Source organism: Klebsiella sp. RHBSTW-00215 (genome assembly GCF_014103785.1).
Classification (GTDB): domain Bacteria; phylum Pseudomonadota; class Gammaproteobacteria; order Enterobacterales; family Enterobacteriaceae; genus Klebsiella.
Genome location: NZ_JABXQS010000001.1, coordinates 3,517,963 through 3,543,464, shown reverse-complemented (window position 1 = coordinate 3,543,464; position 25,502 = coordinate 3,517,963). Strand labels below are relative to the sequence as shown.

Annotated in this window: 24 protein-coding genes, 1 pseudogene and 1 riboswitch; of the genes and pseudogenes, 13 read left to right on the top strand and 12 right to left on the bottom strand. The window is 54.4% G+C overall.

Annotated elements, in window-relative coordinates; all coding sequences use genetic code 11:
* Positions 1-50: 50 nt before the first annotated feature.
* Positions 51-317 (top strand): DksA/TraR family C4-type zinc finger protein, encoded by a 267-nt coding sequence (locus HV127_RS16780; protein ID WP_182237380.1) that lies wholly within the window; start codon positions 51-53, stop codon positions 315-317.
* Between the two features lie 285 nt (positions 318-602).
* Complete coding sequence (gene ybiJ, locus HV127_RS16775) at positions 603-863, top strand: DUF1471 family protein YbiJ (RefSeq protein ID WP_112214723.1); 261 nt, start codon at positions 603-605, stop codon at positions 861-863.
* A gap of 110 nt (positions 864-973) precedes the next feature.
* Here ybiJ and HV127_RS16770 read toward each other — a convergent pair.
* Positions 974-1,789: pseudogene (locus HV127_RS16770) on the bottom strand (NCS2 family permease); the annotation flags it as partial.
* A gap of 65 nt (positions 1,790-1,854) precedes the next feature.
* Here HV127_RS16770 and HV127_RS16765 point away from each other — a divergent pair.
* A complete protein-coding gene (locus HV127_RS16765; protein ID WP_042934497.1) occupies positions 1,855-2,835 on the top strand; it encodes an IS5-like element IS5 family transposase in 981 nt (326 codons plus the stop codon).
* A gap of 381 nt (positions 2,836-3,216) precedes the next feature.
* Positions 3,217-4,983, top strand: coding sequence for an adenine deaminase (gene adeD / locus HV127_RS16760; RefSeq protein ID WP_182237378.1), 1,767 nt, complete (start codon positions 3,217-3,219; stop codon positions 4,981-4,983).
* A gap of 29 nt (positions 4,984-5,012) precedes the next feature.
* On the opposite strand, the gene ybiB is transcribed toward adeD, so the two are convergent.
* The 3 genes from ybiB to rhlE form a co-directional block, all read right to left on the bottom strand.
* Positions 5,013-5,981: a DNA-binding protein YbiB gene (gene ybiB, locus HV127_RS16755; protein WP_182237376.1), complete on the bottom strand. Its 969-nt coding sequence runs from the start codon at positions 5,979-5,981 to the stop codon at positions 5,013-5,015.
* 42 nt (positions 5,982-6,023) lie between these two features.
* Positions 6,024-8,168, bottom strand: coding sequence for an ATP-dependent DNA helicase DinG (dinG, locus tag HV127_RS16750; RefSeq protein WP_182237374.1), 2,145 nt, complete (start codon positions 8,166-8,168; stop codon positions 6,024-6,026).
* Positions 8,169-8,372: 204 nt separating this feature from the next.
* Entirely contained in the window at positions 8,373-9,701 is a 1,329-nt protein-coding gene (gene rhlE / locus HV127_RS16745) for an ATP-dependent RNA helicase RhlE (RefSeq protein ID WP_182237372.1), read from the bottom strand.
* Positions 9,702-9,958: 257 nt separating this feature from the next.
* On the opposite strand from rhlE, the gene cecR reads away from it, so the two are divergent.
* From cecR to HV127_RS16720, 5 genes are all read left to right on the top strand, one after another.
* Complete coding sequence (gene cecR, locus HV127_RS16740; RefSeq protein WP_220471439.1) at positions 9,959-10,636, top strand: transcriptional regulator CecR; 678 nt, start codon at positions 9,959-9,961, stop codon at positions 10,634-10,636.
* Positions 10,633-11,625: a secretion protein HlyD gene (gene hlyD, locus HV127_RS16735; protein WP_182237370.1), complete on the top strand. Its 993-nt coding sequence runs from the start codon at positions 10,633-10,635 to the stop codon at positions 11,623-11,625. The genes cecR and hlyD overlap by 4 nt, the downstream gene beginning before the upstream one ends.
* A complete protein-coding gene (locus HV127_RS16730; protein WP_182237368.1) occupies positions 11,622-13,361 on the top strand; it encodes an ATP-binding cassette domain-containing protein in 1,740 nt (579 codons plus the stop codon). Before hlyD ends, HV127_RS16730 begins: the two co-directional genes overlap by 4 nt.
* Positions 13,351-14,484: an ABC transporter permease gene (locus HV127_RS16725; RefSeq protein ID WP_182237367.1), complete on the top strand. Its 1,134-nt coding sequence runs from the start codon at positions 13,351-13,353 to the stop codon at positions 14,482-14,484. Before HV127_RS16730 ends, HV127_RS16725 begins: the two co-directional genes overlap by 11 nt.
* Before the next feature lie 130 nt (positions 14,485-14,614).
* Complete coding sequence (locus tag HV127_RS16720; protein WP_181482930.1) at positions 14,615-15,721, top strand: ABC transporter permease; 1,107 nt, start codon at positions 14,615-14,617, stop codon at positions 15,719-15,721.
* On the opposite strand, the gene HV127_RS16715 is transcribed toward HV127_RS16720, so the two are convergent.
* The gene (locus HV127_RS16715) at positions 15,683-16,093 is read right to left on the bottom strand and encodes a YbhQ family protein (RefSeq protein WP_181482931.1); all 411 of its coding nucleotides are present in this window, start codon (positions 16,091-16,093) and stop codon (positions 15,683-15,685) included. The genes HV127_RS16720 and HV127_RS16715 overlap by 39 nt on opposite strands.
* A 131-nt stretch (positions 16,094-16,224) precedes the next feature.
* Between HV127_RS16715 and HV127_RS16710 the strand changes: the two genes are divergently transcribed.
* From HV127_RS16710 to HV127_RS16700, 3 genes are read left to right on the top strand one after another with little or no spacing between them, the layout of a single operon-like run.
* Positions 16,225-16,986 (top strand): endonuclease/exonuclease/phosphatase family protein, encoded by a 762-nt coding sequence (locus tag HV127_RS16710; protein ID WP_182237365.1) that lies wholly within the window; start codon positions 16,225-16,227, stop codon positions 16,984-16,986.
* Positions 16,983-18,227 (top strand): cardiolipin synthase ClsB, encoded by a 1,245-nt coding sequence (gene clsB, locus HV127_RS16705; RefSeq protein WP_182237363.1) that lies wholly within the window; start codon positions 16,983-16,985, stop codon positions 18,225-18,227. The genes HV127_RS16710 and clsB overlap by 4 nt, the downstream gene beginning before the upstream one ends.
* Positions 18,227-19,192: a lysylphosphatidylglycerol synthase domain-containing protein gene (locus tag HV127_RS16700; protein WP_182237361.1), complete on the top strand. Its 966-nt coding sequence runs from the start codon at positions 18,227-18,229 to the stop codon at positions 19,190-19,192. Before clsB ends, HV127_RS16700 begins: the two co-directional genes overlap by 1 nt.
* A gap of 86 nt (positions 19,193-19,278) precedes the next feature.
* On the opposite strand, the gene HV127_RS16695 is transcribed toward HV127_RS16700, so the two are convergent.
* From HV127_RS16695 to moaA, 6 genes are all read right to left on the bottom strand, one after another.
* Entirely contained in the window at positions 19,279-19,983 is a 705-nt protein-coding gene (locus HV127_RS16695; RefSeq protein ID WP_110276765.1) for a Bax inhibitor-1/YccA family protein, read from the bottom strand.
* Between the two features lie 44 nt (positions 19,984-20,027).
* Positions 20,028-20,480, bottom strand: coding sequence for a molybdopterin synthase catalytic subunit MoaE (gene moaE, locus HV127_RS16690; protein WP_110276766.1), 453 nt, complete (start codon positions 20,478-20,480; stop codon positions 20,028-20,030).
* A 1-nt stretch (position 20,481) separates the two neighbouring features.
* Positions 20,482-20,730: a molybdopterin synthase sulfur carrier subunit gene (gene moaD, locus HV127_RS16685; protein ID WP_181482935.1), complete on the bottom strand. Its 249-nt coding sequence runs from the start codon at positions 20,728-20,730 to the stop codon at positions 20,482-20,484.
* On the bottom strand, positions 20,723-21,211 hold the full coding sequence (gene moaC / locus HV127_RS16680) for a cyclic pyranopterin monophosphate synthase MoaC (protein ID WP_182237359.1): 489 nt from the start codon (positions 21,209-21,211) through the stop codon (positions 20,723-20,725). Before moaC ends, moaD begins: the two co-directional genes overlap by 8 nt.
* Before the next feature lie 3 nt (positions 21,212-21,214).
* Positions 21,215-21,727 carry a molybdenum cofactor biosynthesis protein B gene (moaB, locus tag HV127_RS16675; RefSeq protein ID WP_182237357.1) on the bottom strand — a complete coding sequence of 171 codons (513 nt, stop codon included), beginning with the start codon at positions 21,725-21,727 and terminating at the stop codon, positions 21,215-21,217.
* Positions 21,728-21,748: 21 nt separating this feature from the next.
* Complete coding sequence (moaA, locus tag HV127_RS16670; protein ID WP_182237355.1) at positions 21,749-22,738, bottom strand: GTP 3',8-cyclase MoaA; 990 nt, start codon at positions 22,736-22,738, stop codon at positions 21,749-21,751.
* Positions 22,726-22,864: riboswitch (molybdenum cofactor riboswitch) on the bottom strand. (Overlaps the previous gene by 13 nt.)
* A 282-nt stretch (positions 22,865-23,146) precedes the next feature.
* On the opposite strand from moaA, the gene HV127_RS16665 reads away from it, so the two are divergent.
* Positions 23,147-23,731 (top strand): hypothetical protein, encoded by a 585-nt coding sequence (locus HV127_RS16665; RefSeq protein ID WP_182237353.1) that lies wholly within the window; start codon positions 23,147-23,149, stop codon positions 23,729-23,731.
* A gap of 37 nt (positions 23,732-23,768) precedes the next feature.
* On the opposite strand, the gene HV127_RS16660 is transcribed toward HV127_RS16665, so the two are convergent.
* Positions 23,769-25,475, bottom strand: a complete 1,707-nt coding sequence (locus HV127_RS16660) for a WG repeat-containing protein (RefSeq protein WP_182237351.1) — start codon at positions 25,473-25,475, stop codon at positions 23,769-23,771.
* Positions 25,476-25,502: the final 27 nt, after the last annotated feature.

Here is a 25,502-nt window from a genome sequence, read left to right as displayed (position 1 = left end):
TTATCCCCATATTCTCTATACTGACAGTCAACGAGATAACGAGGTGAACCATGGCATCAGGCTGGGCAAATGACGACGCCGTGCAGGAGCAAATCGACAGCACCATTAATGATGCCATCGCGCGGGCGCGAAATGAGCTTTCATCGGGTGAAAGCAACAAATTTTGTGAAGAGTGCGGAGAGCCGATTCCGGAAGCGCGTCGGCAAGCGGTTCCGGGGGTGAGATACTGCGTAAAGTGCCAACAAGATAAAGATTTACATAACAATACATTTTCAGGATATAATCGCCGTGGATCTAAAGATAGCCAGCTTCGCTGACCGTCATTTACCGTTCATTACCGCAGATCGCGTTATCTTTTCGCGCACGTTTTTTGGCAAACTGAGTGGCAAAATGTGCCCTTACCGCCCCCTGAACTTCGCTTCAACCCGTTTTCTCTTCGCGGGCTAAAATAATTTATTAATATTCAATAAATTAATAATCGTTCAAAAAATTAGATTGAGATTGTTAATTTCCTTCGATTTTATCTCTCGCTCAAAACCGTGATACTTCTCACATCGACGAAACATCGTCACCTGTACAAGACAACCTGCGAGAGATTAATTATGAAAACTATCAAATATGCTGCCGCCGCCATCGCCCTTTCCGCTCTGTCCTTTGGTGCTTTCGCCGCTCAGCCGGTAACATCGGCCCAGGCAGAAAGCATGAACAAAATCGGTGTGGTTTCCGCTGAAGGCGCAACGACGCTGGATGGTCTGGAAGCTAAACTGGCAGAGAAAGCCGAAGCAGCTGGCGCAACCGGCTACAGCATCACCTCTGCTAACACCGCGAACAAAATTAGCGGTACCGCGGTTATCTATAAATAATCGCCACAAATTCCTGTAGCAAGTAAGACCCTGTAATGCCACTGTTTCAACCCTGTAAGACCCTTTAATACCCTTGCCTTGCCCGTCCATCCCACTGGACGGGCTTTTTTTTAATCAACAAGAATAATTTTCAACGCAAACAGCATTGCAACCGCAATGACGCACAGATTCAGCTCACGCCATCTGCCACAGAAGATCTTCATAATGCAGTAAGCCAGAAAACCAAGCGCAATCCCCTCGGTGATAGAGAACGTGAAAGGCATCATTACCGCCGTAATAAAAGCCGGAACTGACTCGGTAAAATCATCCCAGTCAATACGGGCGAGGCTGGATGTCATCAACACGCCAACGAAAATTAATGCTCCAGCCGTTGCATATCCCGGCACTATTTCAGCCAGCGGCGAAAAAAACATCACCAGCAAAAACAAAACGCCGACAACCACCGCTGTAAGACCGGTCCTGCCTCCTACCGACACACCGGCCGTACTTTCGATATAAGCGGTCACCGATGAAGTACCAATAAAAGCACCGGCCACTGAGCTCAAACTGTCAACATACAGCGCCTTATGCATATTAGGGAACTTGCCATCTTTGCCAATTAAACCCGCTTTATCCGTCACGCCGATTAGCGTCCCTGAAGAATCAAATAGATTAATCAGCATGAATGAGAAAATAATACCGGCCAGATCCAGCGATAATGCACCTCGTATATCCACTTCGCCGATCACCCCGCTGATACCAGACGGTGTGGAATAAACACCATTAAAATGAACATCACCAAAAAATAAACCACAACATGATGTGACGACAATTGAAACCAGCACTGCAGCATGGAAATTTCGTGAAGAGAGAACGGCAATAATAAAAAAACCAACAATCCCTAATAACACGCTGTGCGAACTCAAGTCGCCAATGGCAACTAAGGAAGGTGCGAACAAGTCCCTGATATGAGATCATGTTTGTCATCTGGAGCCATGGAACAGGGTTCATCATGAGTCATCAACTTACCTTCGCCGACAGTGAATTCAGCAGTAAGCGCCGTCAGACCAGAAAAGAGATTTTCTTGTCCCGTATGGAGCAGATTCTGCCATGGCAAAACATGGTGGAAGTCATCGAGCCGTTTTACCCCAAGGCTGGTAATGGCCGGCGACCTTATCCGCTGGAAACCATGCTACGCATTCACTGCATGCAGCATTGGTACAACCTGAGCGATGGCGCGATGGAAGATGCTCTGTACGAAATCGCCTCCATGCGTCGGTTTGCCCGGTTATCCCTGGATAGCGCCTTGCCTGACCGCACCACCATCATGAATTTCCGCCACCTGCTGGAGCAGCATCAACTGGCCCGCCAATTGTTCAAGACCATCAATCGCTGGCTGGCCGAAGCAGGCGTCATGATGACTCAAGGCACCTTGGTCGATGCCACCATCATTGAGGCACCCAGCTCGACCAAGAACAAAGAGCAGCAACGCGATCCGGAGATGCATCAGACCAAGAAAGGCAATCAGTGGCACTTTGGCATGAAGGCCCACATTGGTGTCGATGCCAAGAGTGGCCTGACCCACAGCCTAGTCACCACCGCGGCCAACGAGCATGACCTCAATCAGCTGGGTAATCTGCTGCATGGAGAGGAGCAATTTGTCTCAGCCGATGCCGGCTACCAAGGGGCGCCACAGCGCGAGGAGCTGGCCGAGGTGGATGTGGACTGGCTGATCGCCGAGCGCCCCGGCAAGGTAAGAACCTTGAAACAGCATCCACGCAAGAACAAAACGGCCATCAACATCGAATACATGAAAGCCAGCATCCGGGCCAAGGTGGAGCACCCATTTCGCATCATCAAGCGACAGTTCGGCTTCGTGAAAGCCAGATACAAGGGGTTGCTGAAAAACGATAACCAACTGGCGATGTTATTCACGCTGGCCAACCTGTTTCGGGCGGACCAAATGATACGTCAGTGGGAGAGATCTCACTAAAAACTGGGGATAACGCCTTAAATGGCGAAGAAACGGTCTAAATAGGCTGATTCAAGGCATTTACGGGAGAAAAAATCGGCTCAAACATGAAGAAATGAAATGACTGAGTCAGCCGAGAAGAATTTCCCCGCTTATTCGCACCTTCCCTAGTACTCTGATGAGTGTTTTCGCTGTGTTCATTTTTCATGTTTTTCATCCGCTGATGAAGAATAACTTCATGATACATCCACTGACTTTACTCTTTTTAAATCATACCTAACTCATAATTCAGTGATAGTTATCACATCGTAAAAATCTATTTGCCGATAAAATAAAAAACCACCACAGATGATAAAATGATAATTAAAGAATCAATTTGATAAATCAAAATGAGAAAATAAAATGATAAATAGAATTAACTTTAAACATCACCAGATTAGTCGTCAAAACAGACAAGAATTGCTCGCCGTATCACGTGGAGAGGGTGTTGCAGATTATATTATTGATAATGTCACTGTACTTGATTTAATTAATGGCGGGAGTTTCGCAGGCCCCATAGTGATAAAAAACCAGCATATTGCCGGTATTGGCCCAGAGTATGCCGATGCTCCGACTCACCAGCGTGTCGATGCCCGCGGAGCAACAGCAGTACCTGGCTTTGTTGATGCCCATTTGCATATTGAATCGAGCATGATGACCCCCGTTGCTTTTGAAACGGCAACTCTGCCGCGCGGCCTGACAACCATCGTTTGCGATCCCCATGAAATCGTCAATGTGATGGGGGAATCCGGCTTCGCCTGGTTTATTCGCTGCGCCGAACTGGCACAACAAAATCAGTATATTCAGGTTAGCTCCTGCGTCCCTGCCCTGAAAGGTTGCGATTTAAACGGCGCCGACTTTACCCTTGAACAAATGCTCCGCTGGCACGACCATCCTCTGGTCACCGGGCTCGCGGAGGTAATGGACTATCCCGGCGTTATCGCCGGAGAGCGCGAAATTGCGGATAAAATAGACGCGTTCCGTACTCTGACGATAGACGGTCATTGCCCGGGACTGAGCGGTAAAGCGCTTAATGCATATGTTGCTGCTGGCGTCGAAAACTGCCATGAAAGCTATTCCCAACAAGAGGGCCGTGAAAAGCTACAGGCTGGAATGGGGTTAATGATCCGCGAAGGATCCGCTGCGCGAAATCTCGATTCGCTCGCGCCGTTAATCAATGAAATGAACAGCCCACAATGTATGCTTTGTACCGACGATCGTAATCCCTGGGAAATTGCCCATGAAGGCCATATCGACGCGCTTATCCGCCGCCTTATTAACCAACATAATGTGCCGCTGCATGTCGCTTACCGTATTGCCAGCTGGTCAGCCGCACGCCATTTCGGCCTGAAACATCTCGGACTGCTGGCACCGGGAAAACAAGCGGATATCGTCCTGCTTAGCAATCCTCAGCAAGTTGAGGTACAGCAAGTGTTTATTAAGGGAATGCCTGTCGATGAACACGCATTACTGCACGCCGAGTCTGCAACGTTAGCAAAAACGCGTCCCCCCTTAGGCAACACGGTTGCACGCCAGCCGGTATCAGCCACCGACTTTTCCTTCGATTTCACTCCCGGAAGGCGCTATCGCGTGATTGAGGCCATTCCTAACGAGCTGATCACCGGCAATGGAGAGAGCCTGTATACAGAGGAAGGATTTGATCGAGAAGATATCTGCTTTATCAGCGTCCTGGAACGTTATGGCAAGCAAACCCCGCCCGCCTGCGGTCTACTAAGCGGCTTTGGTTTGCGTGAAGGGGCGCTGGCGGCAACCGTCAGCCATGACAGCCATAACATCGTTGTTATTGGACGTAGTGCGCAAGAAATGGCCACAGCGGTAAATCAGGTTATCTCCACCGGCGGCGGATTGTGCGTCGTGCATCATAACCAGGTAGCAGCTCATTTGCCGCTACCTGTCGCCGGGTTAATGAGCACCCAAACGGCACAAACGCTGGCGCAGCAAATAGGTTCGCTCAAAGCTGCAGGTAAACTCTGCGGCACTCTTCCCGACGAACCTTTTATCCAGATGGCATTTTTATCACTACCGGTTATCCCAGCGCTCAAGCTAACCAGCCAGGGGCTCTTTGATGGCAGTAAGTTCGATTTCACGTCGCTGGAAATCACTGAGTAAAGCAGCGCCACCTACGATGGCGGCGATGATTACCAGTGCTCAGCCACTTTTGCCAGTCCCTGTTCCAGGGTGGCTGCTTCCCCGGCAGCCACCAGACAGCAGGCCAGCTGGATTCTCAGCGACAGGGGTAGCGGTTCGCTCCCTGTCACACAGCGTTCAATCCAGCGCGCGGTAACCTCCGGGTCTTTTGACTCTGGTAGCGCAACAGCCTGCGCTGTACCCATATCCTGACGCTCGTTCAGTACACGCGTTCCAGCGGCATCAATCAGGCTAATCTGCGGGCAGCGTTGCGGATTAGCATAGACTTCACCTTCAGTACCGTGCATCAGCAATGCCCGTCCGCCGATTTCAGTAAAGAATTTCGCCACTCGGGTGACGTATTCCGGATGAGAGACGCTCGACAGACGCAGCGCCGCATCTTCCGCGAACGGCGTCGCCAGCTTGGCCAGCGTGTGCGCACTGTTGCGCACGCCCATACGCCAGCGTATCGCTAACTGTTTCTCCAGCGCTGGACAAAGCGCACCTATCGGGATGTAAACCGGCTGATGGCTGTCCAATCGCGCCTGGGCCTGACCCGCGTGTTGCGTGGCAGGAATCCCCATCAGCTCGAAAATCGTTTCTGTGAGCACGCGGGTTGGATCATGACTCACGCCGTGCACCACCACCGGGAAACCGAGTTTGTGCAGCAGGATGGCGATCAGCGGAGTCAGGTTTGCCTGTTTGCGCGCGCCGTTATAGCTGGGGATGACAATCGGCATAGGTTTGCCTGGCGGCGGCGTCAGGCTTAGCGTCTGCTGCTGCATCGCCTCGTAGAAGCCCTTCATCTCCGCTTCGCCTTCACCCTTGATGCGCAGGGCGATAAGGATGCCGCCCAGTTCGAGCTCAGGCACTTCGCCGCTAAGCATCCGCGAATAGAGCGCGCGGGCCGTTTCGACATCCAGGTCACGGGCGTGGTTTTTCCCCCGCCCAATTTCTTTAATGATCTTGCTGTAGTCCATCGAAGGCTCCTTTGAGCTTCTCACATCGTCGACATTGCACCATTAACGCCGTTTGCGACGCGTCGGTTTTGCTTTAGTTTTTACTATAACCTCAGGGACGGCAGGCTGCTCTATCGGAAATACGGGTAATGCATTCAATAAGCGTTGGCCGTAGTTTTTGGTCAACAGTCGCTTGTCGTAAATCACCACTTCCCCCCAGCAGCTATGGCTACGGATCAGGCGACCCACCTGCTGAATCAGGTTGAAGGAAGCACTCGGCAGACTTTGAACTTCGAACGGATAGCGATTGAGGCTTTTGAGCCATTCGCCTTCGGTAATCACCACCGGGCTGTCTATCGGCGGGAAGGCGATTTTGTGGATGTGAACCTGGCTCAGCAGCTCGCCTTTTAAATCGAGCCCTTCGGCAAAGGATTGCAGCCCGACCAGCACGCTTCGTTCTCCACCTTCAACGCGCTTACGGTGCAGTTCCACCAGCCGATAGCGCGGCTTATCACCCTGCACCAGAAGCAGCAAGCGCAAATCAGTCACGTGCTCAAGAAAACGCTGCATCGCTCTTCCGCTGGCAAACAGCACCAGCATGCCAAGATGCTTTTTACTCTCAACCTGCTCGCGAAAGTAAGCCGCCATCTCGGCGATATGCTGTTCTTCGTGGTCAATAAGCGGTTCGTAGTGCATCTGCGGGATGACAATTTTACCCTGTTCGACGTGGTTAAACGGCGAATCCAGCGCCACAAAGCGGTCTCCCGCCTTCTCTTTCAGTCCGCTCATCTCCTGCAAGCGAGAAAAGCTATTCAGCGAACGTAGCGTCGCCGAAGTGACAACAATATGCGGGACGCTGCGCCAGAGCAGCCTTTCCAGCTGATCGCTGACGCGGATCCCCACACAGTGGAACCAGATATGCATCTGACCGTCACGCAGGTCGCGGGTGGCCCATTTGGTCACCGGCGCGCCTGAAGATTGCGCCAACGATGCCAGACGCCACAGTTTGCTCTGACTCTCAAACATCCCCAGCGCGCGGTTCATCTGCAGCAGAACCCGGTGTAGACGCACCACATCATGACTGCCTGTTTTTTCGCCAAGATCGTTGAGGAACAGCTCCGCCAGCCCGCGCAACGTTTCCGTCAGTTTTGCCAGCCGCTGGCAGATCTCCATAACTTCCTGCGGCAGCTCGCCCATCGGAAAGCGGTGTTCCGCTTCCTGACCCGCAGGCATATACAGGTTAAGAATATTATTTAGCGAGGAGATAAGCTCAAACAGCTCCTCGCAGTGCGCGTTCAGGCGTTCAGGATTCGCCAATGGCGGTGTGGTTTTAGGCCGGAACTGTTCCATGCAGGTGGCAACCAGCTTAGTGAATAGATCCAACTGCAGGCGATACCACGGAGCGGTGATTTCAGCGCTCATTTCCAGCGCATCTCGGGCGACATCCGGCAGGTGGTGGCCTTCATCAAGCACCAGCAGTAAATTTTTCGGATCCGGCAGCACCGCCTCGCTCTCCATTGCCGCCATGACCAGCGCATGGTTTGCCACCACCACTTCGGCTTCCTGAATTTCTCGCCGGGCGACGAAAAATGGACATTCGCGATAATAGTGGCAGTTGCGATTCAGGCAGCTGGCTTTATCGGTGCTCAGACGGCTCCACAACGAATCATCTATGTTTTTATCGGTGTGATCGCGCAGGCCATCCCATTTATAACTATCAAGATCCGTTTTAAGCGTCGCGCACAGCTTCTGTTCTGCCTGGTTATTCGGTGTGAGGTCGTCATCAAGGAAGGCGAGCAGATCCTGCTGTGTCGGGTCCGTACTGCCGAGAGCGGCCAGGTTACGCGTACAAACGTAGCGCCCACGACCAAAGGCCGCGGTAAATCGCAGGTCAGGAATAATTTTACGCAGCAGCGGCAGGTCTTTACTGTAGATCTGGTCCTGCAGCGCCACATTGGCGGTGCTGACTACCAGCGTTTTTTGCTCTTCACGGGCAATCGCGATGCCGGGGATCAGGTATGACAAGGTTTTGCCGACGCCAGTGGGAGCCTCAATCGCCAGATGTCGCCCCTCTTCCCCGGCAAGCGTCTTCGCAACATCAGCGATCATCTGCCGCTGCGGGGGACGGGGAATAAAGTCCGGAATCTGTTCCTGAAGCGCCTTATACCAGGCGGCAATTTGCGCTTTTAGCGCAGCGGTCAAAGCCATGAGAGAACCTGAATACTGTATAAACAGCCACTATTGTGCCATTTTTTCGCTAACGGAAGGAACGTCTTTCTAAACAAACTGGAATCACGCTCGAGGTTTGACACGAGCGGAGGGAGTTCCGGGCAAAGATTCTTGCCCGGATAAACAAACCTGAGGCACTGGTCGCTCAACCACCGCGATAACTACAGGAATGAGGTAATACCGTTACTCAGCCGACGCCGGTTTGCGCGGGCGACGACGGCGTGGAGGTTTACCGTCTGCAGTGCGTGCTTTCGGCGCTTCACCATCGTTGCGGCGCGGAGCAGACTGCTGGCTACGCCCCTGGCTTTGGCCACCGCGACCACCGCCACGCTGCTGCTGGCGACCGTTCTGAATCGGCTCGGCTTTGATGGAAGGATCCGGTTCATAGCCCGCGATGGCGATACGTGGGATCTCTTTTTTCAGCAAGCGTTCGATATCATGCAACAGCTTATGCTCGTCAACGCAGACCAGCGACAGCGCTTCGCCAGTTGCAGCCGCGCGACCGGTACGGCCGATGCGGTGCACATAATCTTCCGGTACGTTTGGCAGTTCGTAGTTCACTACGTGCGGCAACTCTTCGATATCCAGACCGCGAGCGGCGATGTCGGTTGCCACCAGCACGCGGATGCCACCGGATTTAAAGTCAGCCAATGCGCGAGTACGCGCGCCCTGGCTTTTGTTACCGTGGATTGCGGCGCTGCGAATACCATCTTTATTAAGCTGCTCTGCCAGATGGTTTGCGCCGTGCTTGGTGCGGGTAAAGACCAGCACCTGCTGCCAGTTACCTTCGCCGATCATCTGCGACAGCAGCTCGCGCTTGCGTTTTTTATCAACAAAATGCACTAACTGGCTCACCTGCTCAGAGGCGGTGTTACGGCGGGCAACTTCAATTTCCAGCGGGTTATGCAGCAGTTTTTCCGCCAACGATTTAATGTCGTCAGAGAAGGTTGCAGAGAACAGCAGGTTCTGGCGTTTCGCAGGCAGTTTCGCCAGCACGCGGCGAATATCGTGAATAAAGCCCATATCCAGCATACGGTCGGCTTCATCCAGTACCAGCACTTCAACCTTATCCAGGCTGACGGCATTCTGATGTTCAAGATCCAGCAGACGTCCCGGCGTGGCCACCAAAATATCGACACCGCTGCGCAGCTTCATCATCTGCGGGTTAATGCTTACCCCGCCGAAGACGACCAGCGAACGAATATTCAGATACTTGCTGTAATCCCGTACGTTCTCGCCAATCTGAGCTGCCAGCTCGCGCGTTGGAGTCAGGATCAAAGCGCGCACCGGGCGACGACCTTTAGCATGCGGTTCTTGTTGGATCAGATGCTGAAGCAGCGGCAACGTAAAGCCTGCCGTTTTACCGGTGCCGGTCTGGGCGCTGGCCATCAGATCGCGACCCTGTAATACCGCAGGAATAGCCTTCTGCTGGATAGGGGTTGGCTCAACATAGCCCTGTTCAGCGACCGCGCGCAGGATTTCAGGATTCAGGCCAAGGGAATCAAAAGACATAACAACTCCGAACCGCCCCGGCCCGTCACAGGCGTAGTCTTCAGGGAGATTATTGCGAAAGAGATGGCAAAAACCACAATGCCATGAAGTGGCGCAGTCTAGCAGATTTTGTGACGAACCGCATAAAATATCCCCCAGCGTTTTATCTGCAAAATAATGCTCGCTTGCGCTGCGATGAATTAAGTATTCACCATTGTGGACAGTTTCGCGAATTGGTCATACTCTTAATCAATCGATTGATTAACTTTTTTAGCGCGATGACAACGACCCCCATTACCAGCAAAGGCGAGCAGGCTAAAAGCCAGCTTATCGCTGCCGCTATCGCCCAGTTCGGCGAATACGGCCAGCACGCCACAACCCGCGATATCGCCGCTCAGGCCGGACAGAATATCGCCGCTATCACCTACTATTTCGGTTCGAAGGACGATTTGTACCTCGCCTGCGCCCAGTGGATTGCCGACTTTATCGGCAATAATTTTCGCCCCCATGCGCAGGCGGCAGAGGAACTGCTGGCCCAGCCCGCTGCGGATAAAGCCGCAATGCGTACTCTAATTCTACACGCCTGCCAGAATATGATTTTACTGCTGACCCAGGAAGACACGGTCAATTTGAGCAAATTCATCTCCCGCGAGCAGTTGTCGCCGACGCCCGCCTATCAGCTCATCCACGACCAGGTCATTGCTCCGCTACACTGCCACCTAACCCGTTTAATCGCCGCTTATACCGGCCTTAACGCAGACAGCACGCAAATGATCCTTCACACCCACGCGCTGCTGGGGGAAGTTCTCGCGTTTCGTCTTGTTCGGGAAACGGTGCTGCGTCGCGCCGGTTGGGCTGAGTTTGATCAAGAAAAAACCGAGCAAATCATTCAGGTCATCACCTGCCACGTTGATTTCGTTCTGCAAGGATTATCGCAAAGGAGTCTGGAGTCATGAAAAAACCGCTCATCGTCGTTCTACTGCTTCTCCTGATGGCTGCTGTCATTGGCGGCGGCTGGTGGTGGTATCAAAGCAGCCAGCAAAAAGCGCTCACCCTGTATGGCAACGTGGATATTCGTACCGTTAACCTGAGCTTCCGGGTGGGAGGACGGCTGGCGTCGCTAAGCGTCGATGAGGGCGATGCGATTAAAACCGGGCAAACGCTGGGCGAGCTGGATCGCGCCCCTTATGAAAATGCCCTCCAGCAGGCGCAGGCCAACGTTTCTACGGCCCAGGCGCAGTACGACCTAATGATGGCGGGCTATCGCTCGGAAGAAATTGCCCAGGCCGCCGCCGCGGTTAACCAGGCCCAAGCGGCTTACGCCTATGCGCAGAACTTCTATCAACGCCAGCTGGGGCTGCGTAAAAGCAGCGCTATCTCCGCGAATGACCTTGAAAACGCGCGCTCCTCACGCGACCAGGCACAGGCCACGCTGAAATCAGCACAGGATAAACTGCGCCAGTACCGCGCCGGTAACCGTCCGCAGGAGATAGCCCAGGCCAAAGCCAGCCTCGAACAGGCTCAGGCCGCGCTGGCGCAGGCGAAACTCGATCTGCACGATACCACGCTGACCGCGCCGTCCGACGGCACCCTGATGACCCGCGCCGTGGAGCCAGGCAGTATGCTCAGCGCAGGCGGCACGGTGATGACGCTATCATTAACCCATCCGGTTTGGGTACGCGCCTACATCGATGAAAAAAATCTCGGCCAGGCCCAACCGGGGCGTGAAGTCTTGCTCTATACCGATAGCCGTCCGAATCAACCTTACCGTGGCAAAATCGGCTTTGTCTCTCCTGCGGCTGAATTTACGCCGAAAACCGTCGAGACCCCGGACCTGCGCACCGACTTGGTTTATCGCCTGCGGATTGTGGTCACCGATGCCGACGGCGCGCTGCGTCAGGGGATGCCGGTGACCGTCGCTTTCAGCAACGGAAACAGCCAATGAGCGAAGACGTTATCACGCTGCGCGGGCTGACCCGGCGTTTCGCCGGCATGGACCGCCCGGCCGTCGCGCCGCTGGACTGCACCATTCACTCCGGCTATGTGACCGGGCTGGTTGGCCCCGATGGCGCGGGGAAAACCACCCTGATGCGTATGCTCGCCGGTTTGCTCAAAGCCGACAGCGGCAGCGCACAGGTCATTGGTTTTGACCCCATTGCCGACGATAGCGCCCTGCACGCGGTGCTCGGTTATATGCCGCAGAAATTTGGCCTGTATGAAGATCTGACGGTGATGGAAAACCTGACCCTCTACGCCGACCTGCGCAGCGTCACCGGCGAAGCACGGGAGAAAACCTTCGCCCGGCTGCTGGAGTTTACCTCTTTGGGCCCCTTTACTGGCCGTCTGGCGGGCAAGCTCTCCGGCGGTATGAAGCAGAAACTCGGCCTCGCCTGCACCCTCGTCGGTGAACCGAAAGTGCTGCTGCTGGACGAACCCGGCGTCGGCGTTGACCCCATCTCGCGCCGCGAACTGTGGCAAATGGTCCACGAGCTGGCGGGCGATGGAATGCTGATCCTCTGGAGCACCTCCTATCTCGACGAAGCCGAACAGTGCCGCGACGTGCTGCTGATGAACGAAGGACAGCTGTTGTATCAGGGCGCGCCCAAAGAGCTGACGCAGACCATGGCTGGACGCAGCTTTTTGATCTCCAGCACCGAGGAAAATAACCGCCGCCTGCTACAGCGGGCGCTGAAGCTGCCGCAGGTGAGCGATGGCGTGATTCAGGGCAAATCGGTGCGTCTGATCCTCAAAAAAGAGGCCAATATCCGCGAAGTGCAAAACGCAGCCGACATGCCGCCGCTGGAGGTAGCTGAAACCGCGCCGCGCTTTGAAGATGCGTTCATCGACCTGCTGGGCGGCGCGGGTACGGCTGAATCGCCGCTGGGAAAAATTATCCACACCGTGGAAGGCTCCCATGACGACACGGTGATTGAAGCACTAACCCTGACCAAAAAATTTGGTGATTTTGCCGCCACCGACCACGTCGATTTTCAGGTCAAGCGTGGAGAAATCTTCGGACTCCTCGGCCCTAACGGCGCGGGCAAGTCCACCACCTTTAAGATGATGTGCGGCCTGCTGGTCCCCACCTCCGGCAAAGCACTGGTGCTGGGGATGGACCTCAAAGTCAGCTCTGGCAAGGCACGCCAGCATCTGGGCTATATGGCACAGAAATTTTCGCTGTATGGCAACCTCACCGTTGAGCAGAACCTGCGCTTTTTCTCCGGCGTTTATGGCCTGCGCGGCAAAGCGCAGAACGAAAAAATCGCCAGCATGAGCGAGGCGTTTGGCCTGAAAAGTATCGCCCGGCAGGCCGCCGACGACCTGCCGCTCGGCTATAAGCAGCGCCTGGCGCTGGCCTGTTCTCTGATGCATGAGCCGGATATTCTGTTCCTTGACGAGCCAACTTCGGGCGTCGATCCCCTCACCCGCCGGGAGTTCTGGCTGCATATCAACAGCATGGTGGATAAGGGAGTGACCGTAATGGTCACCACCCACTTTATGGATGAAGCGGAGTATTGCGACCGTATTGGTCTGGTCTATCGCGGCAAACTTATCGCCAGCGGCACGCCGGACGATCTCAAAGCAATGGCGGCGGATGATGAACAGCCTGACCCGACGATGGAACAGGCATTTATTACCCTCATCCATGACTGGGATAAGGAGAACGCCAGTGAGCGCTAAAATCCTGGCATGGCGGCGCGTGCGCGCCCTGTGCGTCAAGGAGACGCGGCAGATCGTCCGCGACCCCAGCAGTTGGCTGATTGCGGTGGTGATCCCGCTGCTGCTGCTGTTTATCTTTGGCTACGGTATTAACCTCGACTCCAGCAAACTGCGAGTCGGCGTGTTGCTGGAACAGCAGAGCGAAGAGGCACTGGATTTCGTCCATACCATGACCGGTTCGCCCTATATCGACGCCACCATCAGCGACAACCGCCAGCAACTGATTCAAATGATGCAGGCCGGGCGGATCCGCGCGCTGGTGGTGGTGCCGGTGGATTTTGACCAGAAGATGGCCCGTCCCGGCGACAATGCGCCAATCCAGCTTATCACCGACGGCAGCGAACCGAATACCGCCAACTTCGCCCAGGGCTATATCGAAGGCATCTGGCAAATCTGGCAACAGCAGCGGGCGGAAGATCGGGGTGAAACCTTCGAGCCGCTGATTGATGTGCAGATGCGCTATTGGTTTAACCCGGCCGCCATTAGCCAACATTTTATTATCCCCGGCGCGATTACCATCATCATGACTGTGGTCGGCGCGATCCTGACCTCGCTGGTGGTGGCTCGCGAATGGGAGCGCGGCACCATGGAGGCGCTGCTGTCGACCGAGATTACCCGCGCCGAGCTACTGCTGTGCAAGCTGATCCCCTACTATTTCCTCGGCATGCTGGCGATGCTGCTGTGCATGCTGGTGGCGGTGTTTATTCTCGGCGTGCCCTTTCGCGGTTCGCTGGTGATTCTGTTTTTTATCACCAGCCTGTTTTTGCTGAGCACGCTGGGAATGGGGCTGCTGATTTCCACCATTACCCGCAACCAGTTTAACGCCGCCCAGGTGGCGCTGAATGCCGCATTTCTGCCATCGATTATGCTATCCGGGTTTATTTTCCAGATAGACAGTATGCCAGCGGTGATCCGCGCGGTGACCTACGTGATCCCGGCGCGCTATTTTGCCAGCACTCTGCAAAGCCTGTTTTTGGCGGGCAATATTCCCGTAGTGCTGCTGGTGAACACGATGTTTTTAATCGCCTCAGCGGTAATGTTTATCGGCCTGACGTGGATAAAAACCAAGCGGCGTCTGGATTAACTTTCCTGCACGCTTTCCCCGGGGGCGGCGCAAGCGCCTTGCCCGGGCTACCAGGGCCGCAGGGGTTTGAATTTGTAGCCCGGACAGGTGCGCCAGCACCGCCTCCGGGGATCACAAAGAGAGAATAGATATGTTTCATCGCTTATGGACACTAATCCGCAAAGAGCTGCAATCGCTGTTGCGTGAACCGCAGACGCGGGCGATTTTAATTATGCCAGTGCTGATTCAGGTACTGCTGTTTCCGTTCGCCGCCACGCTGGAGGTGACTAACGCCACCATCGCTATCTACAACGAAGATAGCGGCAAGCATGCGGTGGAGCTAACCCAGCGCTTCGCCCGCGCCAAAGCCTTCACCCATGTCCTGCTGCTGAAAAGCCCGCAGGAGATTAGACCCACCATCGATGAACAAAAAGCGCTGCTGGTCGTGCGCTTCCCGGCAGATTTCTCACGTAATCTCGACACTAACCAAACCGCCCCGCTCCAGCTTTTGCTCGACGGACGTAACTCCAACAGCGCGCAGATTGCCGCCAATTACCTCCAGCAGATCGTTAAAAACTATCAGCAGGATCTGCTGGAAGGTAAAGCGAAGCCGAACAACAGCGAGCTGGTGGTGCGCAACTGGTATAACCCGAACCTCGACTATAAATGGTTCGTGGTTCCGTCGCTGATCGCCATGATCACCACCATCGGCGTGATGATCGTCACCTCGCTATCCGTAGCCCGCGAGCGTGAGCAGGGCACTCTCGACCAGCTACTGGTTTCACCACTGGCGACCTGGCAGATTTTTATTGGCAAAGCGGTTCCTGCACTGATTGTCGCCACTCTTCAGGCGAGCATCGTGCTGGGGATCGGCATCTGGGCCTATCAAATCCCCTTCGCCGGATCGCTACTGCTGTTTTACTTTACGATGATTGTTTACGGGCTATCGCTGGTAGGATTCGGGCTGCTGATTTCATCGCTGTGCTCCACGCAGCAGCAGGCATTTATTGGCGTGTTCGTCTTTATGATGCCGGCGATCCTGCTGTCCGGATACGTTTCGCCAGTGGAGAATATGCCAGTATGGCTACAGAATTTAACGTGGGTAAACCCCATTCGTCACTTTACTGATATCACTAAGCAAATCTATCTGAAGGATGCGAGTCTGGAGATTGTGTGGGGAAGTTTGTGGCCGCTATTGGTCATAGCGGCCACTACCGGCTCAGCGGCGTATGCGATGTTCCGCAGAAAGATCGCGTAATTTTTTATCTTTCGCCAGCAACGAAACCACTGCCGGGCCTGCCAATATCACCAGCCCGGCGAGGGCCAGCAGCAGGTTATTGTGCAGCACGCGCGACAACAGCCATAGCGCGATAACCGCCGCACCGAAGTACCAGGTGGTGGTGAGTTCTTCTAGGAAATCACCTACATCACGCCAGCGCTCTTCGTGATGACGCTGCAAAAACAGCATCGACAGTAACGTGACGCCGTACAGCACGCACAAACCTAGTCCGACGCGAACCAGCGCGCCGCTCATCCAACCCATCACCAGTACTGCCACGACCAGTAGATGCAACATAATCTGCCAGCAACTAAGACCCGTTGCGACGCGTACACGTTGTTGCCACTTCATGGCTTCTCTCCTGAAGGATTTTTCTCTGCTACTCAGAGTACCGCACTTTACGGAAAATTCCGTATCACCGCATCTTTTTGTGACCTCTACTACACTATTTCATTCAGGAAAGTGACATTGACTGGAGAAATATGGACGAACAAACGCCGCGATTTTCGTTGAACGTGCTAACAATTAACACCCATAAAGGCTTTAATGCGTTTAATCGCCGCTTTATTTTGCCTGAATTGCGCGAAGCGGTACGCAGCGTCAATGCCGATATCGTTTGCTTGCAGGAGGTGATGGGGGCGCATGAAATTCATCCGCTGAATATTAAGAACTGGCCGGAGACCCCACACTATGAATTCCTTGCCGACACAATATGGAACGATTTCGCCTACGGGCGTAACGCGGTCTATCCACAAGGGCATCATGGCAATGCGGTGCTCTCGCGTTTTCCCATCGCGCATTACCAGAATCTTGATGTATCCGTCGGCGATAGTGAAAAACGCGGTCTGCTCTACTGCCGCATCGTACCGCCAGAAAGCGGGATAACCCTTCATCTGATTTGCGTGCATCTGGGACTGCGCGCGAATCAGCGCCAGGCTCAGATGACCATGCTGGCGGATTGGGTGAACAGTTTGCCTGCGGGCGACCCGGTGGTGGTCGCAGGTGATTTTAACGACTGGCGACAGCAGGCTAATCGGCAGCTAAAAGCCCAGGCCGGGCTGGAGGAGATCTTCACCCGCGCCAGAGGGCGTCCGGCGCGTACTTTCCCGGTCAACTTCCCGCTGCTGCGCCTCGATCGCATCTACGTCAAAAATGCGCACGCCAGCCAGCCGAAGACGCTAGCCCTGAAACAGTGGCGTCATTTGTCCGATCATGCACCGCTTAGCGTGGAGATACATCTGTGAAATGCAGCTGGCAGGAAGGAAACCGCATTCAGCTATTAGAAAACGGCGACAATTATTATCCGGCGGTCTTTTCCGCGATTGGCCGCGCACAGCAGCGGGTCATTCTCGAATCTTTTATCTGGTTTGAGGATGACGTCGGCAGGCAGCTCCATGCCGTGTTGCTTAAGGCCGCCCAGCGCGGGGTGCGCGTTGAAGTGCTGCTGGACGGTTACGGCTCGCCCGATTTAAGCGATGATTTTGTCGGCGAGCTAACCTCGGCGGGGGTCATTTTCCGCTACTACGATCCGCGCCCGCGCCTGCTCGGTATGCGCACCAACCTGTTTCGCCGGATGCACCGAAAAATCGTCGTTATCGACGACGTTGTCGCCTTTGTCGGCGGAATTAACTACTCTGCAGAACATATGACCGACTACGGCCCGGAGGCCAAACAGGATTACGCCGTTCAGGTTGAGGGCCCGGTGGTGCTCGATATCCTGCAATTTGAACTTGAAAACCTGCCCACAAGCGAAGCCACGCGCCGCTGGTGGCGTCGTCGTCGGCATAAGCCTGAAATCAACCGTAATCCCGGCGAAGCCCAGGCGCTATTTATCTGGCGAGATAACCAGGAGCACCGCGACGATATCGAACGTCACTATCTGAAGATGCTGACCAGCGCGCGCCGGGAAGTGATTATCGCCAACGCCTACTTCTTTCCAGGCTATCGGCTGCTGCACGCCATGCGCAACGCCGCCCGCCGCGGCGTTAGCGTCAAATTAATCGTGCAGGGTGAGCCGGATATCCCGATAGTCAAATTTGGCGCGCGCCTGCTCTATCACTATCTGGTGAAGGGCGGCGTGCAGATTTTCGAATATCGCCGCCGCCCGCTACACGGCAAAGTGGCGCTGGCGGACGACCACTGGGCCACCGTCGGCTCCAGCAACCTCGACCCGCTTAGCCTGTCGCTGAATCTGGAAGCCAACCTGATTATCCACGACCGCGAATTTAACCAGACGCTGCGCGACAATCTCAACGGCCTGATTGCCAACGACTGTCGTCAGGTTGATAAAAGCATTTTGTCGAAACGGACCTGGTGGCGGCTTGGCGTTAGCGTGCTGGCGTTCCACTTCCTGCGCCACTTTCCGGCCTGGGTGGGCTGGCTACCGGCCCACACCCCGCTCCTGTCGCGCGTTCAGCCACCGGTACAGCCAGAAATAGAAACGCAGGATCGCGTAGAGACGGAAAACCAGGAGGTCAAACCCTGATGGCGAAATCGCACCCTCGCTGGCGGATGGCGAAAAAAATCCTCACGGTGCTGTTTTTTATCGCCGTTGCGGTGCTTCTCGTGGTCTATGCGCAAAAAATTAACTGGCAGGAAGTGTGGAAAGTTATTCGCGATTACAACCGCACCGCCTTGCTCAGCGCGATAGGGCTGGTTATCGCCAGCTACCTGATCTACGGCTGCTACGATCTGCTAGGACGCGCTTATTGTGGTCACAAACTGGCGAAGCGTCAGGTGATGCTGGTGTCATTTATTTGCTACGCCTTTAACCTGACGCTGAGCACCTGGGTGGGCGGTATCGGCATGCGCTACCGGCTCTACTCGCGTCTGGGCCTAAGCGGTGGAACCATTACCCGCATCTTTTCGCTGAGCATCACCACCAACTGGCTGGGCTATATTCTGCTCGGCGGCATCATCTTTAGCTCCGGAATGGTACAAGTCCCCGAACGCTGGTATATCAGCCAACAATCGCTGCAAATTCTGGGCATCGTTTTGCTGCTGATTTCCGCGTTTTATCTGTGGGCCTGCGCTTTTGCCAAAAAGCGTCATCTGACGATAAAAGGCCAGCGCCTGGTGCTGCCTTCCTGGCGATTCGCGCTGTTGCAGATGGCAGTTTCCACCCTGAACTGGATGGCGATGGGGGCAATAATCTGGCTGCTGTTAGGCCAACAGGTTGACTACTTCCTCGTGCTCGGGGTGCTGTTGGTGAGCAGTATTGCCGGGGTCATCGTGCATATCCCCGCCGGGATTGGCGTGCTCGAAGCGGTATTTATCGCCATGCTCTCGGGGGAAGATATCTCGCGCGGAGCGATTATTGCCGCCCTGCTCGCTTATCGTGCGCTGTACTATTTTATGCCGCTGCTGCTGGCAACAGTGGCTTATCTACTGTTGGAGAGTCGGGCGAAAAAGCTGCGGCAAAAGAATGAGCGCAAGCTGGCGGGAGAGTAGTGGAAATTCCCCGGTCGCGTTGACCGGGGCTACAGTTTCGTGCGGTTTGTTCCCGGGTCCGCCGCTCTCTGCAATCCGGGAAGGGTTTAGCGGCGGTTGCCGAAAATACGCAGCAGCATCAGGAACAGGTTGATAAAGTCCAGATACAGCGTCAGAGCGCCAAGAATCGAGTATTTACGCAGCATTGACGCATCGCGAACATCAATCTGCTCGCCAATGTTTTTCAGCTTCTGGGTGTCATAAGCCGTTAAGCCGACGAAGATAACCACCCCGATATAGGTCACTGCCCACATCAGCGCTTCGCTCTTCAGCCAGAAGTTGACCAGTGATGCCAGTAAAATACCAATCAGCCCCATAAACAGCATATTGCCGAAGCCGCTGAGATCGCGTTTGGTGGTATAACCGTAGAGGCTCATCGCGCCAAACATACCGCCTGCAACCACAAAAGTGCTGGCGATTGACGAGTAGGTATAGACGATGAAAATGCTGGATAGCGTTAATCCAGTTAGCGCCGAATAGAGCATAAACAGCGTCGTCGCCATCCCGGCGCTGAGCCGTTGCACCATGCCAGAGAGCACGAAGACCAGCCCCAGCTGTGCGATAATCAGCCCGTAAAAGGTGATTTTGCTGGAAAACACAAACATCATGACCGCTGGGGTATTAGCGGCAAACCACGCGATAAACGCAGTGAGCAGCAGCCCGACCGTCATCCAGCCATAAACCTGCGCCATATAAGTTTGCAGGCCGCTGCGGCCCTGCACGATTGAATCGGAACGAGGGTATCTGTCCATGACTATCTCCTGATTAACGAAATTTATCCTCTAAGCGTACCACACTACCAGCGTTCTGCCGCCTGTCTGTCGCTATCCCGCGCATCGACCCAGCGCTCCCCTTCCGGCGTTGCTTCACGCTTCCAGAACGGGGCTCGAGTTTTCAGATAATCCATAATGAATTCCCCGGCCGCAAACGCACTGCTGCGATGGGCGCTGGTGACGCCGACAAAGACAATTTCTTCGCCGGGCCACATTTCCCCGATGCGGTGAATCACCGTTACCCGCCCCAGCGGCCAGCGCTCGCGCGCCAGTTCAACAATTTCCGCCAACGACTTTTCGGTCATACCGGGATAGTGCTCAAGAGTCAGCGCTTTCACGCTATCGCCCAGGTTATGGTTGCGTACTTTGCCGGTGAAAGTCACCACCGCGCCGTCTTCATCGCGTTCAGCAAGCCAGGGATATTCGTCGCCAACCTTAAAACGCTCATGGCTGACCACAATACGAGTTTGCGTCATCTTAACCTCCGGTAACCGGCGGGAAGAATGCCACTTCATCACCGGCTACCAGCGGATGATCAAACGAGGTCAGCGTCTGATTCACCGCCGCCAGCAGCTTGCCCTCTTCCAGCGCCAGCGCCCAGCGGTCGCCTCGCGCAACCAACTGTTGGCGAACGGCTTCAACCGTGGAAAGCCCGTTCGGCTCGAGAGTCAGGGAATCGGTGCCGAGCAGTTCGCGCACCTGAGCAAAAAATAGAACGTTAATCATGGGCATCTTCCACTCTGAAATCGCCGGACTTGCCGCCGCTCTTCGCCAGCAGGCGCATCGGACCAATCACCATATCTTTCTGCACCGCTTTACACATATCGTAAATCGTCAGCGCGGCGACGGAAGCGGCAGTCAACGCTTCCATTTCCACGCCTGTTTTACCGGTCAAACGGCACAAGGATTCGATGCGCACCCGGTTATGTTCCGGCTGCGCCTGTAGATTGACTTCAACTTTGCTCAACATCAGCGGGTGGCACAGCGGGATCAGCTCCCAGGTACGTTTGGCCGCCTGGATCCCGGCGATTCGTGCGGTGGCGAAAACGTCGCCTTTGTGATGGCTGCCGTCGATAATCATGGCAAGCGTCGTCGCCTGCATTTCAACGTAGGCCTCGGCACGCGCTTCGCGAACCGTCTCCGCTTTCGCCGAGACATCAACCATGTGCGCTTCGCCCGCGGCGTTAATATGGGTCAGTTGCGACATAAATTACTTCTTAAGATGAGAGATAAAGTTGCACGGACGGGTGCGGGCATCGAGCTGCGGCGCAATAATATTGTCCCACGCGGTATGGCAAGCTTTGGTTGAGCCGGGCATCGCGAAAATCAGCGTGCGGTTCGCCACCCCGGCAACGGCACGGGATTGCAGGGTCGAAGTACCAATCTCTTCAAAAGAGAGCATGCGGAACACTTCGCTGAAGCCTTCAACTTCGCGGTCAAACAGCGGCAGCAGCGCTTCCGGCGCCTGATCGCCCTCGGTAAAACCGGTGCCGCCGGTGATCAACACCACCTGCACGTCATCGCTGGCGATCCACGCCGAGACCTGGGCGCGAATAGCATAACGGTTCTCTTTAACTATCGCCTTATCGACGACGGTGTGCCCCGCTTCCTGCGCCGCATCGCGCAGCCAGTGACCGGAGGTATCGTCCTCTTCGCCACGTCGATTTGAAACGGTAAGAATTGCAATACGGGTCGGGATAAACTCAGCGCTGGCCTGACTCATCTGTTCGCTCCTTAAAATGAATTATCCGCCAATATACGACAGGTTCTGCGTAATACCGGTGTTGCCCTGATGCAGGAAATGGGTTTGTTTTTTATGCGTTAACGCTTCAGAAATCCGCGCTTCCAGTTCTGCCTGCTGCGCTTCTTCAGCGAGCAGATCGCGCAGATCAACGCCACCTTCGCCAAACAGGCACAGGTGCAGTTTGCCAACGGAAGAGACGCGCAGGCGGTTGCAGGTGGCGCAGAAATCTTTCTCATACGGCATGATCAGGCCGATTTCACCGGCATAATCCGGATGGCAAAAGACCTGCGCCGGGCCGTCGCTACGCTGGCGGATCTGATGGATCCAGCCGCGGCGCAGCAGCTCGTCGCGCAGCACCATGCCTGAGATATGATGGCGGTGGAACAGGTCGCTACCCTCGCCGGTTTCCATCAGCTCAATAAAACGCAGTTGAATGCGGCGCGGTTGGATCCACGCCAGAAAGGTGTCGAGCTGATGATGGTTAACGTCGCGCATCAGCACGGTGTTGACTTTAACTTTCTCAAAGCCAGCAGCAAAAGCGGCATCGATGCCCTCCATTACCTGGCGAAATTTATCCTGGCCGGTAATGGCGTGAAACTGGCGGGCATCGAGGCTATCCACGCTGACGTTAATCGCCGTCAACCCAGCATCGCGCCAGTTTTCAACATCGCGCGCCAGCCGATAGCCGTTGGTGGTCACCGCAATCTGACGAATAGAGGGATTTTCCCGCACGGCGGCAATAATGTCGGTAAAATCACGACGTAGCGAAGGTTCACCACCGGTCAGGCGCACCTTTTCCGTGCCGAGTGCTGAAAATGCACGCGTGACGCGACGAACTTCATCGACGCTGAGAAAGCCTTTATTGGTGACGACGCCGGGCTTGTAGCCATCGGGCAGACAGTAGGTGCAACGAAAGTTACACACGTCGGTAATAGACAGGCGCAGATAGTAAAACTTCCGCGCAAATGCATCGGTAAGCTGTGAAGCCATAGACACCTTTCCAAATACGGGAGACGCGGTCATTTCTTTCCGCGCCCTGGCGACAACCGGGGCTGTCACGGCCAAAGCACCATATCTTGCGACACAGGCACAGAGGCTAGAGTGTTAGTGGGTTACACCAAATAGTAGCGCGTTAAGTGTGGTTTCGCCATACCCACATTTCGTTATGTAACGATGTATATAGCGGAAATATATAGCTTTTTTTACGCTAAGTTAGTGAGAACACAGCGTAATCCCTCGTTCTGCTATTCGCCCTCCACCCGATACAAAACCGTCAGGTATTTTATGGTTACCCAGCAAAAAGTGATATTCTCGCCGCAGAAGCAAGGAAAGAGACTTATTCAATGAAAATAATAAGTTAACAGTTAACAATCGGTCTACAAAGGACGCAACATTACGATGAGCCGATCTCTTCACGTTATCCTGGCCATGCTCACGCTTTGTAGCAGCTCCATTTTCGCCGCCGAGCCGTGTACCGGCAAACTTGAGCATGCCGAGACCGGACATGACAACAGCAAGCTTATTTTGTCCTCAGCGAAACTGATTGAGGGCACGGAAAGAAAAGCCATTCTGGACGCCCTTCGTCCACAGGCTGCAAGCCAGGCCGGACAGGCGGTACGTATAAAAGTCGATCGCTTAAATATCAGCAACGAATGGGCCATTCTGGTCGGGGAAATCGTCGCACCTGAGGGGCAAAAGCTCGACTGGTCGCTGGCGAAAGATTGCGAAGCCGAGCTTGATAAAATGCTGTGGGTCATCCTGAATAAAACCGCCGGGCAGTGGCGCGTAAAAGAGATGACGATTTGTGCGTCAGAACCGCCCTGGTGGTATTTCAACGATGCTGACCTCACTCTACCCTGCGAGGTTTATGACGGACTGGAATCTCCTGAGGAGGGCCAGCCTTTTGACGATCTGGCGGCACGTTGCAGAGCACTCAAAACCAATACCTCCGTGACAGAAAATCGCAATAAAATCAGCCCCTGACGCTAAGCTTAATGATGACAAGGCCTTCCGGGCCTTGTCATCCCGCGTCATTATCGTCGATATACAACACTACCTGCTTTTCAAAGTCGCCATCGCCGTATTCAAGGTAGTGGTGTAGTGTTAACAGCCCCCGGCGTTTCACTAGCCGCCATTTGCAGTAATGTCCTTCCCATTCATCAACAGGCGCACCGAACAGCAGAGTCAGGCGCGCCTTTAAATCCTGATAATGCTTTTTGATGTTATCGGCGTAGTCAGACTCCAGAAAATCATACTCTCCCCACTCATCTTCTGTGTAATAGACGTCGGCAAGCGTGATAATTGCACCAAACTTTATGTCATCCTTTTCGACTCTGTCAGCGTCAAAGTCATACTCCTCGCCTGCGAACTGCGCCCCGCTGCCGCTAATTTTATTCACCAGCACAAAAGGACGGGGCCTGGCCGCAATCAGCGCGTTAACCGCATCACCAAGCGTTGCGCCAGGGTAAATTTCCGCCGGTGAAATACTAAAGAAGAGATAAGGCATCCAGACTTTCTGATCATCGAAGATGCGGATAACCTGCTGTTGAGCATTTTTCAGAACGGCGGTTTGCTGCGCCCGATCAAACGAAAGCGTCGCTACCGTCTTCCCTTCAGGATCTACGTACTCAAGCTCATGGCGGGAGATAATAAACACTGCCGTATTGCTGCTGGCAAAACCAGCAATAGCGTTTTGCGTATCGACGACCGGTTCCATCCACCGTCGCTGATGAATAAATTTACCCTGCGCCGTCAGAATGCCCCATTGCCCTTCGACTGTTCTCACGATAGCTGCGCCCACCGGGTAAAAATCGGTACCGTAGCTCAATAACGTCGAAGTCAGTGATTTACCGTTCCCGAGATGGCTATAGCTGACGTAGAGACCACCTTTACCGCCGGTCCGGACGATGCCGTGAGCGATTTTTGGTACCTCTGTCGTTTCAATTTCCAGCACCCGTTCGCCGTGAGCATTGTAAAATGCGCACAGCTCTTCGCCGCGCCAGCGCTGGGCACAACAAAAACCGCTGGTATCATAGTGAGAAATAAGATCGTAAACAGGCTCGACAACCCAGCCACCGCGCTTATCAATCAGCCCGTACTGGCCTGATTCATCTGAAAAAGGGGCGATACCCTGGTCTGAAAAACTCTCGCCATTTCCTTCGCGAATCGAAAAGGTAAACTCACCGTGGGTGTTAATGTAGCCCGTGAAAATACGGTTTCCCGCCAGACGATGAAAGCAGGCCATACCGCTGGGGCTGAATTCATCAAACCACTCCCTTTCAAGAGCCTCTGCGTGGGGTAACTGAATCTCCGACCGTTCGCCGTTGACGTTCAACAGCAGGAATTGACCTTGTTGAGTCTTGCCGATGGACAAGCCACCCACCGTCGGGGTCAGGGTGTGGTAAGTGCAAGGAATGACCTGCTCACCCACGCGGTTGACGATCCCCCATCTACCGCCGTCGCAAACCCGCGCCACTCCATCGCGATTAAACGCGCGAACATCATCAAAGCGTGGCGCAATAATCCACTCCCCGGTGACAGAGAGAAGCCCCGCTCTGCCATTTCCCTGCTTAATTGACAGCCAGGGCACACCACCGTCCGCAGGCGCGCCCTGATAATCGCAATGTGAGTACAGAAACGATTTCTCTTCTCCATGACGATTCAGGTAAACCCTAATTTTTGGCTGGCCATACCGAACGGGGATATCCAGCTCAGACAGTGTTTCCATAATTAACTCAGGTCGATTCAGTTGAAA